This is a genomic window from Gammaproteobacteria bacterium, assembly GCA_035546635.1.
Taxonomy (GTDB): domain Bacteria; phylum Pseudomonadota; class Gammaproteobacteria; order JAURND01; family JAURND01; genus DASZWJ01.
In genome coordinates this window covers 1-14,648 of record DASZWJ010000023.1, presented here as the reverse complement: position 1 = coordinate 14,648, position 14,648 = coordinate 1, and the positions used below count along the sequence as shown (strand labels likewise).

General features: G+C 49.5%; 11 protein-coding genes, 2 tRNA genes and 1 pseudogene. 7 read left to right on the top strand and 7 right to left on the bottom strand.

Going from position 1 to position 14,648, the window contains the following annotated elements:
• Positions 1–170 precede the first annotated feature (170 nt).
• From VHE99_06030 to VHE99_06015, 4 genes are all read right to left on the bottom strand, one after another.
• Positions 171–1,346 carry an ATP-binding protein gene (locus tag VHE99_06030; GenBank protein ID HVV68572.1) on the bottom strand — a complete coding sequence of 392 codons (1,176 nt, stop codon included), beginning with the start codon at positions 1,344–1,346 and terminating at the stop codon, positions 171–173.
• Positions 1,347–1,446: 100 nt separating this feature from the next.
• Entirely contained in the window at positions 1,447–2,001 is a 555-nt protein-coding gene (locus tag VHE99_06025; GenBank protein ID HVV68571.1) for a hypothetical protein, read from the bottom strand.
• 48 nt (positions 2,002–2,049) lie between these two features.
• Entirely contained in the window at positions 2,050–5,034 is a 2,985-nt protein-coding gene (locus tag VHE99_06020; GenBank protein ID HVV68570.1) for a hypothetical protein, read from the bottom strand.
• A gap of 165 nt (positions 5,035–5,199) precedes the next feature.
• A complete protein-coding gene (locus VHE99_06015; GenBank protein ID HVV68569.1) occupies positions 5,200–5,673 on the bottom strand; it encodes a hypothetical protein in 474 nt (157 codons plus the stop codon).
• A gap of 610 nt (positions 5,674–6,283) precedes the next feature.
• On the opposite strand from VHE99_06015, the gene VHE99_06010 reads away from it, so the two are divergent.
• On the top strand, positions 6,284–7,489 hold the full coding sequence (locus VHE99_06010; GenBank protein ID HVV68568.1) for a pyridoxal phosphate-dependent aminotransferase: 1,206 nt from the start codon (positions 6,284–6,286) through the stop codon (positions 7,487–7,489).
• A 209-nt stretch (positions 7,490–7,698) separates the two neighbouring features.
• Here VHE99_06010 and VHE99_06005 read toward each other — a convergent pair whose 3' ends face one another.
• Positions 7,699–8,091 carry a hypothetical protein gene (locus VHE99_06005; protein HVV68567.1) on the bottom strand — a complete coding sequence of 131 codons (393 nt, stop codon included), beginning with the start codon at positions 8,089–8,091 and terminating at the stop codon, positions 7,699–7,701.
• A 177-nt stretch (positions 8,092–8,268) separates the two neighbouring features.
• Between VHE99_06005 and VHE99_06000 the strand changes: the two genes are divergently transcribed.
• Positions 8,269–8,344, top strand: a tRNA-Ala gene (locus VHE99_06000).
• A gap of 381 nt (positions 8,345–8,725) precedes the next feature.
• Here the strand turns inward: VHE99_06000 and VHE99_05995 are convergent.
• Positions 8,726–9,370, bottom strand: a complete 645-nt coding sequence (locus VHE99_05995; protein ID HVV68566.1) for a response regulator — start codon at positions 9,368–9,370, stop codon at positions 8,726–8,728.
• 50 nt (positions 9,371–9,420) lie between these two features.
• On the opposite strand from VHE99_05995, the gene VHE99_05990 reads away from it, so the two are divergent.
• Both VHE99_05990 and VHE99_05985 read left to right on the top strand, forming a co-directional pair.
• Positions 9,421–9,606, top strand: coding sequence for a hypothetical protein (locus VHE99_05990; protein ID HVV68565.1), 186 nt, complete (start codon positions 9,421–9,423; stop codon positions 9,604–9,606).
• A gap of 489 nt (positions 9,607–10,095) precedes the next feature.
• Positions 10,096–10,171, top strand: a tRNA-Glu gene (locus VHE99_05985).
• Positions 10,172–10,190: 19 nt separating this feature from the next.
• On the opposite strand, the gene VHE99_05980 is transcribed toward VHE99_05985, so the two are convergent.
• Complete coding sequence (locus VHE99_05980) at positions 10,191–11,156, bottom strand: hypothetical protein (protein HVV68564.1); 966 nt, start codon at positions 11,154–11,156, stop codon at positions 10,191–10,193.
• A 495-nt stretch (positions 11,157–11,651) separates the two neighbouring features.
• On the opposite strand from VHE99_05980, the pseudogene phnC reads away from it, so the two are divergent.
• From phnC to phnE, 3 genes and pseudogenes are all read left to right on the top strand, one after another.
• A pseudogene (phnC, locus tag VHE99_05975) lies at positions 11,652–12,389 on the top strand (phosphonate ABC transporter ATP-binding protein).
• 108 nt (positions 12,390–12,497) lie between these two features.
• Positions 12,498–13,406: a phosphonate ABC transporter substrate-binding protein gene (gene phnD, locus VHE99_05970; protein ID HVV68563.1), complete on the top strand. Its 909-nt coding sequence runs from the start codon at positions 12,498–12,500 to the stop codon at positions 13,404–13,406.
• A 187-nt stretch (positions 13,407–13,593) separates the two neighbouring features.
• A complete protein-coding gene (gene phnE / locus VHE99_05965; GenBank protein HVV68562.1) occupies positions 13,594–14,478 on the top strand; it encodes a phosphonate ABC transporter, permease protein PhnE in 885 nt (294 codons plus the stop codon).
• Positions 14,479–14,648: the final 170 nt, after the last annotated feature.

Below are 14,648 nucleotides of genomic sequence, written 5' to 3'. Positions count from 1 at the left end.
TAACTAGTCGCTGGCGCGAAATTTAAAAAATGCACGTCGTCCCGGCTTCCTGCCGGGACGACGTGCATTTTTTAAATTGCGTGCCGGCGACTAATTACATTGCTCTTCTCCCCCTTGAAATACTCCATATCTCCCAGGAGGTATAGACACATCTTCTATTTACCTGCAAATTATTTATAATTCATCAATCCTGAACCAATTTCATTCCAAGGTAGTATTTGAATATCATTGCGGTTACTAGCATTATCACCCGCGTAGACTAAATAACGATGCACATGATTTTCTCCTACAATTTTTTTCCATTGCTGCAGGGATTTAAAATAATCAGGGGTAATGGTATTCGCAGACTTAATTTCTACCGCTTGTAAATATTGACCCTGTTCAATAATTGCATCAATTTCCATACCTAAATGGTCTCGCCAAAAATACAAATAAGGTCTTTGTCCTTTAGCTAAAGTAGATTTGATAATTTCCCCGAGTACAAATCCTTCAAAAATCGCGCCGCGACTGGCGTGCATTTGTAAATGCTCTGCAGATTCAATTTGCAATAATCGGCAGACAATAGCCGAATCATAAAAATATAATTTCGGCGTTTTTACCAAACGTTTATTGAAATTTTTATGGTAGGGTTGCAGACGAAAAACAATGTAGCTGGCTTCCAGGATACTTAGCCAATGCGATATGGTGGTATGAGATAGACCTGAAGCATTAGCTAACTCACTCATGTTCAACAACTGCCCATGCCGTCCTGCGCATAATCTGAGAAAAAGTTGAAATTTTGCCAGGTCTTTGATGTGAATAAGACTGCGAACATCACGCTCTAAATAAGTACGGATATAGCTGTCATACCAAATGTTTAAGGGCAAATGTTCATAGTAGGGGCGTGGATAGCCACCTTGAAATAGAAACTCCCATAAGCTTAGCTCCGGCTGATTGGGGCTAGATAAATATTCTGCATAGCTCAATGGCAATAATTCTAAAATGGCGGCGCGGCCGGCCAAGGTTTGGCTGATATGTTCGGCCAATAGAAAATTTTGCGACCCCGATAGAATAAAACGGCGTTTTTCTTGTGGGGTGTCTATGAGTTCTTGTAGATAAGAGAACAGGCCGGGGAAATTCTGCGCTTCGTCGATAATCCAATGACCTGAATAACTTTGCAAAAAACCGCGTGGGTCTTGCTGCACAAATAACAATATATCCGGTGATTCCAAACTCACGTAATGATAATCAGGGAAAAGGTGGCGCAACAATGTGGTTTTGCCACTTTGGCGAGGACCCGTCAGCACGATGATTTTAAAGCTTTGGCTTAGGGATTGTAGCGTGGGAGCGATTAGACGTTCGAACATGCAGCTAGCTTAAGCTTTTTTATGTAAATTTGCAAGTTGGGAAGTGAATTTTACATAAACTTTCACCCCCTTTGAAAAAGGAGGTGAGAACTTATAAATCCTAAAACGAGGGTGAATAAGAAGATTCCGCGTCATGCGATTCAAAAAAATCCTTTTGTATCGACCTAGCTATACGCTGTGCTTCCGTCAATAAATCGCTATCCCCTACCCCTTCCTCTAACCAGTCATACAATTCATCTTCTGCTAGGCATTCCAATTCATCCTCATTCGCATTCTGCGCAGCTTCATAAGCCAATTCAGCGATGTCATCGCCAACTGCTTCTGCATCATCGAAATCTGCTTCTTGAAAAATATGATTTAATGCGGATAAACCGGCTAAAAGCGCCAATTGTCGCTTGGCAGTGCTTAATTCTTTGGCCTCAAGGCTAGCAATAAACTCCGCCTTACTGCGCTGAAATAATGCTTCCCGCGACTCCTCCTGCACTTCCAGCTCCAAAGTCTCAACCGGCGCCGAAGTGGCTTGCTGCCATTTTTGCCGCCCGTTCAGTGCTTCTTGTTCCAGTTGTATGCCCTTGGCAATTGCGCTGTTGGTCATGCCAGGATTTAACTCTTGGGTTACATCGCTATAAGTTGAATCGGCTCGTGGTTGGGTCATTGGTTTGTTCTCTATGTCACATTAAATTGGTTGATGGTTTCGCTACTTTCACCATGGGTTTGGTGCTGAAGCTGGTGGTGATGCTTTATGAGCTTCCTCATTAATTACATCTTGAATTTGCTTTTCACCTTCTATCAGCGCACTTTTGTATATCTTTGCTTTGTCTGGATCTGACTTGCCATTAGCTTCGCTATTTGCCTTACGAAGAAGGTCATCAACAACTCTTTTAAACCCCTCATTTGCTTGATATTTAGAAAAATCATCCAACTGATTATAACCTCGATGATTTTTAAAATGTTCCGTAAGTTCTTGTCTTACTCGTGCCTCATCATACGGAGCTGTTCGTGAAGCGTGCCAGGATTGTGGACCCCCACTTGCACCACCAGGAGAAGGGCTAGCTGTTGTGGTTGGCCGAGTGGGAGACGATGGTACAATAGGCGCAGGAGAAGATCCTTGAAAAGGAATCATAGTGGTAATGCCTAAAGATTTCAGTTCATCATCCCGCCCTAATTTTATCAAGCGTTCACTGTCTGCCTCATTCAATTTTGTGAGTTTCTTACTCGATTTTATACTTTCATCCATTGCTGTTTTTACTTTACTTTTTATTTCATCTGCACTTGCCCCGCCTTTTCTTAGATCATTTTCAAGAGTTGCTATTGAATGACCCAAAGCTTGGGCTATCTGCCTATCCTGATCTTGTTTTGTACGCGGAGCTGTTGCCGCTATAGTCTTTCGGGTTATACGGCTATAACTATCTGAAGATGAGGATGATACTACTGAACGCGGCGTTGAAATTGAATCAGCTCCTTTTGCTGCAATTTCAGCTGAAGTCGGTAAAGAGGGCACAGGAGGATCACTCGGCGCACCTGAGAATCTAGAAGCACCTGGTCCTGTAGGTGATTTCTGCTCTGATATCCCAGGGGAGGGAGCGCCAGGTGCAGGTGGAAATGCGCTAGGTTGGGGTTGGCCAGTGCCGCCTTGGTTAGAAGATGCATACGGAACAGGGTTATCTCTAGACTGGGTACTTCCGCGATATAGATCTGGATAGTCAATAGGATCATATTCAGGACCATCGTTTTCGCCTATATCTCCAGAAGCAATAGAAGGAGGTGCAAAGCTAGAAGGATATACCCCAGGTGCTGAAGTTGAAGGCATAGAATTCCCATCCCAACTTGGATTTATCCCCGGTGGAAAACTGGATGAATTTGGATGAGTTGGCGAAGTTAATGGTGGTAAGCCAGGCTGGCTAATCGTGCTTGAAGTAGAAGTAGTTGATAGCGGAGGATATAAATTTGTTGGGTTGCTTGATGAAGTGGTACTAAATTTAACTTCAGATGTAGATAATAATGGAGGAGCACTAACGCCATTCCCACCTGTTGGGGCGCTTGGCGAAGGAGATGTATGTAAACCAGACTGACTAATATTTTTTGAATCAACTAACGAAGCACTGTGAACAGGATTAGCAGTCATTTCTGAAGCACAATATTTTGAAAAATATTCGCTTGTTTTATAGTGTTGGCTAATATATTTATTTAATTCAGCAACTTGGATAAGTAACTGCCGATGATTCTCCTGATATTTCTTTGCCTTAGTCAGGTTTTCATCTACTCCCTGTTCAAAATCTCCATCCATTAGGTCTTTTATCTTATCTAAAAGAGTACTTAGGTCTTTAGCTACCTCATCTTTTTCCAGGTCTTGAGAGGGTGGCAGCAATTTATAAGCCATGTCACGACGCGGCGTCGCCTCGTTTTGTATGTATTTTAGAAGAGTATCATAATTAATGTCTTCTTCAGATTTTACATTTGATTTTTTTTCCTCTGTCTTGGGATTGGTATTTGAAGGAGCAAGTGATGCTATGCTTGGAGAAGTTAGAGAAGCAGGTGTTGTAGATGTATCCGATAAGGAGGGTGTACTCATTAAATCAGGAGATAATGAGGATGACCTTTCATCATTCTGTTCTCCATCCAGCATAAAATCTTCTTCTTCTTCAATAGTCAAATTGGGCACAAATGGAGCGTCACCCTCTGAGCTTCTCCGATATTCATCTAAAGGCTGATAATATATTTGGGGACCTTTTTTAAAATCTTCAACCAGGCGTTCAAACTCTAATTTAGGTTTTTCCTCAACCGTTGATGAGCTAGTTGGCGAACTACTACTTGAAGGTGAAGAAGCACTGGATGCAATGGGTTTAGGGGTTTGGGTTAATTCTGCTTGTTTTTTATCAGCACTCATTTTTCTTTCTCCAGTAGTTGGCACCGACAAAATAGATGTCGACTGAATAGGATGGTTAGGTTGAGATCTTGAAGTATTTTGAGAAACTGAACTCTTTAAATCTCGTAGTTCATTTTTTGCTTGTGTTAATCCCTGAATAGTATTTCTTACCTGTTGAAGGCTTTTTCGAATGCCATCTTGGTTTTGTGCATATTTGTCTCGTGACTTTTTACCCATTAATTCCCAATATCTTTTCTTTTCCTCTGGTGTTCCATTCCTATTAGGCGCAGGTGGAGACAGCACTCTGTGGGAAGAATCCACTACTGTGTGTTTCTTATCAGATTCTGTGTTAGATACTTTGCGTTGAGAATCTGAATGTGGGGCAAAAGAGCTAACCGAGGTAGTATGAACTGAAGCTTGCGAAACCTTATCATCTTTTTGTAGCTCCTTCAGTCTAGCTTCTAAATTAGCCATAACTTCACTATGTTTTTTTTCTTCTTGTAATTTATTTTGTTTTGCTATTTGCTTATCCTGTTGCTCCAAACGCTGCATGTCAAAAAAGCTATTTGTTAATAGCTTTGCTTGAACATCTTCATCTGGATCATTTGGGTCTAATATCTCTGGTTTAGATTTAGGACTGTGAAGAAATCCTAATTTTCTTAATTCCGTGGTATTTCGATTTTTTCTTTCTAGTAATCGTTTACCATAATCAGGGTGTTTATTTCTTTTAAATTCTGAATTAGTATGCCATTCTTCCAATTCTTTTCGAATTTTACCGCGCTCAATCCATAAATTCGTTTCTCTATCAATTTTGTCAGTCATTTTATGTACCTTTTAACCTTTTTCTCTTTACTTTAGTACTACATTCATTAGACCACATGAAATACGAGCTTTTTATTCCTCTATCATATATGGCTCAACTTAACAAAATCTTATTATATTCAATACATTGCTCTCCTGAGCGTAGCGAAGGATGACAGCCCTTGGTTAACCACCTAATCTAAATGCAGCCCCCCGATGTTCCAGGTCTTCTAATTCAGGAAATTCCTCAGCATACTCACGATTATCCTCTTGTTTCGCCAAAGCAATAGCCAGTGCAATGCGTTGCTCTTCAGTCAATCCTGAAGCATATTCATCTTTAAAGAAGTCTACCGCTTCTCCACTCAAAGTTGCTGATTTTTGATTGGGATTAGCGGTTTTTTGCGCTGCAGGTCGCTTGATTGGGGAATTAGCAGCTAACTCTTGTATCACTTTACTGTAACTAGGCAGTTGCGCATTGGATTCCGGCTGGACTTCTGGCGTGGGGGGCTTAGGAGCAGATTTTTTTATAATTTTTAAAGGTTTTAGATCTTTTTCAGCCTCATCTTGGTAAAGCGATTTCGCCAGCCCATTGAGACCATCAGTTAATTTTCGCAGATTCTGCTTTGATCTATTGGCGGTTGAACTGGTACGAATAGGCATGGTTTTTCTCACTTTACGGGTTGAGTTATTCAACTCTCCTTTTTAACTGCAATGAGCAAGGCTCTGTATCGCTAATCCATACGTTGGGAAATTTAAAATTTTGAAGTAATGGCTTTGGGAAGATGCCTCTCGGTACAGCACCTTTCTCACCTTTTACCATATTATCTGATAAAAATTAAGATAGTCTTAAGAGTCCGCCTGCACTGTTGTGAATCCTCTGTACTAGACAAAAAACGTCATTTACAAAAAAGCACTGTCATTCCCGCGAAGGCGGGAACCCATCCTTAACAGGCACTCAAACCCTTTAAAGACGATTAGAATTTCATTTTGATAAAATTAATGATGCTTTTATGCCTTTCAAGGATGGGTTCCCGCCTTCGCGGGAATGACAATATTTTTTGTCTAGTACAGAGTTGTGAATCTCTGTAGCGCACGAAAAAACTCACAACCTTCTCCCCTTGTTGGAGAAGGTTGTGAGTTTTTTCGTACTCTGCAGAGTTGTTGAACAACGCTACCATTCTTAAAGCTCCCCACCTGATGCTTTCATCCCATGATTATGGCATAGTACATTATATCTTTTATTTCTAATTAACCCTTGTGGAACCAGCCCATGCATATCCCACTCTCGCATAAAGTCAACCGCATCAAGCCCTCAGCTACCTTAAGCGTCGCCAGCCGTGCTGCGGAGCTTAAAGCTGCAGGTGAAGACATTATCGATCTCAGCATCGGTGAACCTGATTTCGACACCCCCGAATTTATCAAAGCAGCGGCTATCAAAGCCATACACGAGGGGTTCACGAAATACACGCCAGTGGAAGGTACTCCTGGTTTAAAACAAGCCATTATTCATAAATTCTCCCGCGAAAACCACCTCAACTACGAACCCAATCAGATTCTAGTCAGCAATGGCGCCAAGCAATCTTTTGCCAATTTATTCACCGCTTTGCTCAATCCCGCTGATGAGGTCATTATTCCGGCGCCTTATTGGGTCTCCTATCCCGATATGGTGTTACTGGCTGATGGCTCTCCGGTCACTATTCACACCCAAATTAAACAGCGCTTTAAAATCTCTCCAGCTCAATTAGAAGCCGCCATCACCCCCAAAACCCGCGTCGTGATATTAAATAGCCCCTCCAATCCCTCAGGCATGGCTTATAGTGAAACGGAGCTACGGCAGTTAGGTGAAGTGTTACATCAACATCCACGGGTGCTGATCGCGACTGATGATATTTATGAACATATCCTTTGGACTAAAGAACCATTTGTGAATATCGTCAATGCCTGCCCAGAATTGTACGAACGCACGATTGTCATCAATGGCGCTTCCAAAGCCTATGCCATGACCGGCTGGCGCATCGGCTATGCCGCAGGACCCGCACAAGTCATCGCTGCAATGAAGAAGGTGCAATCGCAAGTGACTTCCAATGCGAACTCCATCGCCCAAAAAGCCGTGGAAGCGGCATTAAACGGCGATCAATCCTGCATTACCACGATGAAGGATGAATTTAAACGCCGCCATGATTTTGTCGTTGAGAAAATCAATGCGATTCCAGGTTTAGAGTGCGCTTCCGCCGATGGCGCATTTTATGCTTTTGTGCGCGTGGAAAATATCCTCAAAGAGGAAGGACCCAAAACGGATTTGGATTTTGCTGAATATTTATTACAAGAGGCGAAAATCGCGGTGGTGCCAGGATCAGCTTTTGGTACACAGGGTTATATGCGCTTGTCTTATGCGACTAGTCTTGAAGTTTTAAAACAAGGACTGGAACGATTGGCAGCGGCGGTGCATAAGTTACAATTGGCTTGTGATGTTTGAGGGGTAACTTATTTCTTTAGCCCAATAGGATAGACGCACCAAACTAAGCATCACGTTTGTGGCGGCTTTGCTGAATCATTTGAATTTATTTCCTCTGCTGTCCTAGCTGTCATCCTGAGCGTAAGCGAAGGGTGACAGCTAGGACAGGACGACAGCTATGTCAGAATGCTTTATGGAGAGAAGGGAATTCAGTGCCAAAATAAACCTAACTACATTATCGGAAATTTTTGTGCAATCTTAGGCTGTTGGGTATGAGTATTAGGCTGCTCAACAACAGTAGACTCATTCTCACTCACATCAGGCTGTTCAATATATTTAGACTGCTTAGCCTTAGCCGGCTGCGCAACAGGAACCTTAGACTGCACCACATTGGCTTGAGGCTGCTCAGCATTAGTCCTCGGCTGTTCAACATAAACTTTCGGCTGCTTAGCTTTAGGCAACCAGGGGCTGACAGGATGATCTGTGGGGGGGGTATAATATACCTGCGATGGGATGTTAGTACCGCCAGGTTTATATCCAAAAGGATAATAATTACCAGGCTTGCAAGCACTTAAACACAACATTCCCGCTGCCACTAAACCGATTCTAATGATCTGCTTCATAAGTTTTCCTTAAGATTGAAATTTTAGATAGGGAAGTATAAATAAGAATGCAAAACAATCAATACCAGCCTTCACGCTAGCTATTTATTTAGCCATAACACATTTTCTAAACTTGACAGTCACCAGCAATATTCCTAGAATCGCCGTTCTGTTCTTTGATGACCGGCAACCGGTCTCGGGGCTATAGCTCAGCTGGGAGAGCGCTTGCATGGCATGCAAGAGGTCGGCGGTTCGATCCCGCCTAGCTCCACCAAATTAAAATCCCAAGTCTTCCCAATAAGCTTAAAAACCTAATAAAAACAAAGACTTAACTTTCAATATGTTCAATAAAATCCCATACAACCTATTGGTATCCAACAGTTTTCGGGGGGTAACTTTGGGGGTAACTTCTGCCAGAAAGTTCTTAGCTAACGATATCGACCCCCCAAGCTGAAGAGTAGCCATGATCGCTTATTCTTGTTAATTAAAGAATCATTGATTTTCTTGATTTTAAAACTATTTGTTTACTGGTAAAAAAATTAGGTAAAAATGAAGTTGGAAAGAAAGGATAAAAACTGGAGCTACTATGGTTGGTCTTTTTGCTTCTGGGCTTGTAATTACAACTCTAATCATGAAAATGTTGCCTGCCCTACTACTAGCCATCTGTATTAATCAAACCACTTTCAATAGCTATTCGAACAGCTTCAGCCTCTGTATTCGCGTTTAACTTTTTTAATGCCTTGCTTACATAACCATCTATCGTTTTCTTGCTAAGGTACAGATTTTTAGCAATTTCATGTCTTTTAACACTATGAGCAATCATTATAAGAACTTGTAATTCACGCTCTGACAACTGCATCATCGGGTGGGGATTATTTTGCAAACCAATATGAAGTGAAGCAATGGCTTTCTCCATTGATTGATCGATATATCGCTTTCCAGCGTTAACAGCTTGAATTGCGCATATCATTTCTTCCCTGTTCGCTCGCTTGCTTAAATATCCAGAAGCACCTAAATCTAGTAAACGCGCTGGGACTAATCCACTAGTATAAGTGCTGAGAACCAATATTTTCGGGGCTGGCTTGATTTGTAATAAACGCATGACCGCTTCAAAACCACCCATGCCTGGCATATTTAGATCCATTATGACAACATCCGGCATTACTTCACGAGTTACACGAATGGCATCTTCTCCATTGCTTGACTCACCAACGACATTAATATCTTTAGCATCCTTCAGCAAAGACTTAATAGCCGCCCGCACTATGTCATGATCGTCAACTAGCAGAACCCTAATCATGGGAAAAACCCCTATGTCTAAAAGAGATAATGCTAAACCTGGTAGTTTGATTGAATAAAATAGCTGAGAGGATGCAACTACAAGAGGGAGAGATTCTTTGCCATTCAGGCGATAAGGCAATTTTGGTCAAAAAAGAACAAAAACACATAAAAAAATTGGCATCTCGCGCTAATAATTATCTATTGGCTTTTCTGAGTGTCGCTGCAATTCAAATATCTATCTTAGGTTATGCTTAAATATTTTATGTATCATACCATACTGAGAAAATAAGTGCAGCCTCTTTGGGGTTTTTACAAAAAACTACAAACTAAGGTTAGCCTTTGAATTGCTGGAAATGGATTAAAAAATCTTGCAAAATTTTTTTTAAATAGGAAACATTGCTTGAAGAATAAGTTTTGTTTTATAGGCGGCACCGTAGAAAGCTATCTTAAACCGACCTTAGTTGTTTGCACATAAATTCTCCATTATATGGATATACCATATTAGCAAGGACAACAAACATCCTTAGAACCCTGCGATTAAAAGACAGTTACTTTTTTTAGCCCATTTTGATTGATACCAATAAAAATATAGTGTATAAAGCCTGTTCTCGTAACTTAGAGCCAAGCGCAAAGTGATGAGCAAGGGGGTAACTTCTTGGAGTATCTTAAAATACCCAGTTTTAAAAAGCCCATATAATCAAATGATTACCTTCTTAATGGCTAGCGCTAGTTCCACTAGGTCCCGTCCCCATCGTCTAGAGGCCTAGGACATCGCCCTTTCACGGCGGCAACAGGGGTTCGAATCCCCTTGGGGACGCCAGCTTGCCGGGCTGGTCGGCTCAGTTCGGGAGCCAGGCGGCGGTCCGGATTTCGCCGAATTCACGGGCGATCTTGCGCCAGGAAGCCCCCGCGTTCTCGGTGACGTAGACTTCGCCGAACAGGCTGAAGGCCAGGAGGCGGTTCGGTTCGGCGGGGTGGGTGGCCAGCCCCCAGACGGTGGCGTTGGCCGGGGCCGGGAGAGGCAGGATTTCCCAGGTCGCGCCGAAATCCGCGCTGCGGAGCACGTGGCCCCGCTCGCCGGTCGTGGTCTCGCCGCAGCCGGCGAACAGCACGGCCGGGTCATCGGTCTTGACCGCGATGCCGCGGGCATAGGGCAGCGGCCATTTCTCGCGGATGTCGAGCGACTGCCAGGTGTCGCCCAGATTGTCGCTGACGAACATCTCGCGCGCCGTGCTGGCGTAGAGCCGCTTCGGCTGTGTCCGGGCGACCGCCATGGCGTGGATGTCCGGGTCGTACAGACCCGTCTTGACCCGGGTCCAGCTATCCCCGCCGTCCACGCTGCGGAACACGCCGTCGATCTCGACCCCGGCCCAAACGATCCGGTGGTCGTCGGGGTCGACCACGAGGCCGGTGACGAAGGGGACGCCGATCGAGCATTCCGGGGCAATGTCGACGGCAAGCTTCTGCCAATGCCGTCCGCCGTCGCCCGAGCGATAGACGCCGGCGGGGCGGGTGCCGGCGAACAGGATGTCGGGATCGGCCGGGTCGATGGTCAGCGACCAGATCGTCGGCAGCGCATCGGCGCCGCCGCGGCGCTCCCATCGCTCGCCGCTGTCATGGCTCACGAACAGGCCGGTGTCGCCGGCGGCGAGAACGGTCCGCGGCTCGTGCGGATGGACCACGAGGGCCTGGATGCGGCTGTTGAGCGGGAAGGGGGCGCGGTGCCGGGTCCATGACTGGCCGGAATCGGGGCTGTGCCAGACACCCCAGCCGGCCGTTCCCAGGCAGATGCTGTAATTCGCCATTGGCCGCCTCCCATCGCCGCGCGTCAGCCACGGATGATGCCGCGAATTCGCGCGGGTGTCAGGCTCAGTGTGAGACGATGGCAATCACCGCGACGGCGGCGACCGCGACCGCCGCGCCCGCCCCGACCGCAAAGAGCACGCGCTCCCAGGCCGCCCGCGGAAACCTGCCGGGTCTCGCCGTCAACCGTCCCGGGCGTTCGGCGGGGCTGTCGAGAAAGGCCCGCATCCGCCGCGGGTTGGGCCTGATGACGACCATGGCGCTGCCTTTATGCAATTGGACTGCCTGCCGTCGATAACAACAAAACGCGGCAAATCCCTCCGACCGGAGCGATGGCCGTCGCGCCGCGCCGTGTCACGCGATTGCCATAAAACGGTAACCGCCGAGTCGCGGTTGGGCTGTTAAGAAACCGCCGGCCCGGCCCCGACGGGCCGCCCATACCCCCTTCCGGCGCTTTCCTGGCGTCCCTCGGACGGACCACAAAGCGAGCGTTGTTCATGCTGGTACTCGAAGGTTTGTCGCGGCGGTTTGGCGCCAAAAGCGCTGTCGCGGATATCTCGCTGCAAATCGACAAGGGCAGTTTCGTCGGCATCATCGGCCGCTCCGGCGCGGGCAAATCGACGCTGTTGCGCCTCGTCAACCGCCTGGTCGAGCCGAGCGGCGGGCGCATCCTGTTCGACGGCGTCGACGTCACCGGCCTGCGCGGCCGCGAGTTGCGGCAATGGCGCGCCCGCGCGGCCATGGTCTTCCAGCAGTTCAACCTGATCGGCCGGCTCGACGTGCTGACCAATGTGCTGATGGGACGGCTCGCGACGGTGCCGCCGTGGCGGGCGATGCTGAGCTGGTGGCCCGACGCGGACAAGGCCGTCGCCCTCGCGGCGCTCGAACAGTTCGACATGGCGCCGCTCGCCGCGCAGCGCGCCGACCAGCTTTCGGGCGGCCAGCAGCAGCGCGTCGCGATCGCCCGCGCGCTGGTGCAGGAGCCGGAACTGGTCCTGGCGGACGAGCCGACCGCCTCGCTCGACCCGCATAATTCGCGCGTCGTCATGGATGCGCTGCGGCGCATCAACAAGCATTTCGGCATCACCGTGATCTGCAATCTCCATTCGCTGGAGATCGCCCGCGCCTATTGCGACCGCCTCGTCGGCATGGCGGCCGGCGAGGTCGTCTTCGACGGCGCCACCGCGAGCCTCACCGACATCGCCGCGCGTGAGCTCTACGGCATTGCCTCGGAGGGCGCCGCCGCGCCGCCGCGCGCCGTCGAGGCGCCGCTCGCGGCGCTGGGCCAGCCCGCCGGATGAGCCGGCGCCGACCGGATAATTGCTGCAGTCGAGGAGGGGAGAATGTTGAACCGCCGTGAAGTCCTGCTGTCGGGCGCCGCGCTGTTGGCGACCACCCGGCTCGCCCGCGCCGACTGGAAGAGCCGGTATCCGGAGCTGACCTTCGCCGTCGTCCCGGCCGAGAACGCGTCGGGCGTCAGCGACCGCTACGCGCCCTATATGGACTATCTGACAAAGCGGCTGGGCGTGCCGGTCAAGTTGCGGCTGGCGAACGACTATGCGGCGGTTATCGAGGGGCAGCGGGCCGGCAACATCCAGATCGCCTATTACGGCCCCGCGTCGTACTCGAAAGCCTATCTGACCGGCGTCAAGACCGAGCCGTTCGTCACCACGCGAAACGGTTCCGGCGAGATCGGCTACTACTCGGTCATCTATGTGAAGGCGAGCAGCCCCTACCAGAAGATCGAAGACCTCAAGGGCAAGACCATCGGCTTTGTCGATCCGAACTCGACGTCCGGCTACAACGCGCCGCGCTTCTACCTGCACAAGATGGGGATCGACGTCGACACGTTCTTCGGCAAGTCGATCATCACCGGCAGCCACGAGAACGGCGTCATGGCGCTGGACAAGGGCACGGTCGACTGCTGTGCCGATTGGTACAACTCCGAAGACGACTCCAACCTCACCCGCATGGTCAACAAGGGTATGGTGAAGAAGGAAGATTTTCGGCGGATCTTCAAGACCCCGATCCTGCCGGGCTCGCCTTACGCCTATCTTACCGACCTGCCGGACGATCTGAAGAAGGCCATTGTCGCCGCGTTCATGGACGCGCCCACCAAGGACAAGGCCGCGTTCGACCGCCTGTCGGACGGCAAGGACAAGGAGTTCGTCGCCGTCACCCACAAGGACTATGCCGACATCGTCGAGATGATCCAGTGGGTCGACGACCAGCGGAAGAAGAAGGCGAGCTGAGGGCCGCGGCGAGGTTTGCAAGCATCGTCGTTCCGGGACAGCCTGCAGGGGCTGGACCCGGAATCCAGAACACAGAAGGTCGCCGTTATGGCTGGTAGTTGCGCCACCGTGGCGGAGTATCGTGTTCATGGGTTCCGGGTTCGGCCCGGAGGGCCGCCCCGGAACGACAAACGTTCCGCCAGATGACATGACCGCCGGGCTCCCCAGCCTGCCGCGAGGGCGGGTCGACCAGCTTCTCGGGGCGTATGGGCGTGAGGTGGCACGCCGGCGACGGCAATACGCCGCCGTGCTCGGCGTGCTGCTGGTGCTCGTCGCAGTTGCCGGGCGCTATGCCGAGATCGACCTGCGCAACCTGCTGCATCACCTCTCCGGCCTGACCAGCTATTTCGGCCGGATCATGCCGAAACTGCACGCCGACCACCTGACCGGCGATCTCGCCGACTGGTACTGGAACCTCGGCGGCTGGCTCAAGCTGTTGTTCGACACGGTGCTGATCGCCTATCTGGCGACGCTGGCCGGCGCGCTCGGCGCGGGCGTCCTGGCATTCTGCGCCGCCGAGAACCTGGCGCCGAGCCGCGCGCTGCGATGGACGGTGAAGCGCCTGTTCGAATTCTGCCGCACCGTGCCCGATCTGGTGTTTGCGCTGATCTTCGTCAGCGCCTTTGGGCTCGGCCCGCTTGCCGGCGTGCTGGCGATCGGCATTCACAGCTTCGGGACGCTCGGCAAGCTGTTTACCGAGGTGGCGGAAAATATCGACATGAACCCGGTCGAGGGTGTGCGCAGCACCGGCGGCCGGTTTGCCGATGCGGTGCGGTTCGGCGCGCTGCCCCAGGTGCTGCCCAACCTCGCGAGCTACACGCTGCTGCGCTTCGAGATCAACGTGCGCGCCAGCTCGATTGTCGGCTTTGTCGGCGCCGGCGGCATCGGCCAGGATTTGTTCGTCGCGATCCGCAAGTTCTACTACACCGATGTCAGCGCGATCCTGCTGCTGATCATCGTCACCGTGGCGATCATCGACCTGCTGACCGAGCGCATCCGCCATCGCCTCTCGCCGGTGGAGTACGCCGGATGAGTGCGCCGGTCTTCGGCGACAGCGCGACCGCTGTGCTCGACCGGCACAGCGCGCTGCTCGCCAGGTCACCGGAACGGCGGGCGATCGAAATCGGCGCGCCGCTCGCGCTTGTCGCGTTGACCGGCTTTTCGGTATGGTGGCTCGACATCTCGTTCGCGCAAATCCTGCCG